2 protein-coding genes are annotated in these 1,056 nt (G+C 69.3%); both read left to right on the top strand.

The features are described 5' to 3' along the window. Window positions 1–878, top strand: an 878-nt coding sequence (gene hemC / locus A5624_RS09730; protein ID WP_066865265.1) for a hydroxymethylbilane synthase, incomplete at its 5' end; no start/stop codon positions are given. Window positions 879–901: 23 nt separating this feature from the next. Beyond that, the coding region (locus tag A5624_RS27335; RefSeq protein ID WP_156748967.1) for an SAM-dependent methyltransferase at window positions 902–1,056 on the top strand (155 nt) is incomplete at its 3' end.

Genomic DNA, 1,056 nt, shown 5'->3' with positions numbered 1-1,056 from the left:
TCGCGCTGGGACACCCGGCGGAGCTGGTGACCATCACCACCGCCGGGGACCGGTCGTTGGCGCCCATCGAAGACCTCGGGGTCGGTGTGTTCACCACCGCCCTGCGCGAGGCCATGGAAGAGGGCCGTGTCGACGCCGCCGTGCACTCCCACAAGGACCTGCCCACCGCCGAGGATCCGAGGTTTGCTCTGGCGGCCATACCGGTGCGCAACGACCCGCGCGATGCGGTGGTAGCGCGCGACGGGCTGGTGCTCGCGGAGTTGCCGGCCGGTTCGCTGGTGGGCACCTCCTCGCCGCGGCGGGCCGCGCAGCTTAGAGCATTGGGTCTCGGTTTGGAAATCCGCCCCCTACGAGGCAACCTAGATACCAGGTTGAACAGGGTAAGCAGTGGTGATCTCGACGCGATCGTGGTAGCCCGGGCGGGACTGGCCCGGATCGGTCGCCTCGACGACGTCACCGAGACGCTAGAGCCGGTGCAGATGTTGCCAGCACCGGCTCAGGGCGCGCTCGCCGTCGAATGCCGTGCCGGCGATAGCCGGTTAGCGGCGGTGCTGGCGGAACTGGACGACGCCGACACGAGGGCGTCGGTCACTGCGGAGCGAACCCTGCTGGCCGAACTGGAGGCCGGTTGCTCCGCACCGGTGGGCGCGATCGCCGAAGTGGTCGAGTCCATCGATGAGGAAGGCCGGATCTTCGAAGAGCTGTCGCTGCGCGGTTGTGTGGCGGCGCTGGACGGGTCTGATGTGATCCGCGCGTCCGGTATCGGCAGTCCCGGTCGGGCACGAGAGCTTGGGCTCTCGGTGGCCGCGGAGCTGTTCGAGCTGGGCGCCCGAGAGCTGATGAGCGGCGCGCGGCAAGACCCGACGCGAGGAAATTAGAAGCGAGTTACGTGGGAGCGACAATGACGACGCGAGGGCGTAAGCCGACACCCGGCCGCATCACGTACGTGGGCTCCGGCCCGGGTGACCCGGGATTGCTGACGACCCGGGCCGCCACGGTGCTGGCGAACGCCGCCCTGGTGTTCACCGACCCCGACGTGCCTGAGCCGGTGCTGGC

This window comes from Mycobacterium sp. 1482292.6, from assembly GCF_001672995.1.
GTDB lineage: Bacteria > Actinomycetota > Actinomycetes > Mycobacteriales > Mycobacteriaceae > Mycobacterium > Mycobacterium europaeum_A.
Note: the sequence above shows the minus strand (reverse complement) of the source record. Positions and strands in the feature narration are given on the sequence as shown.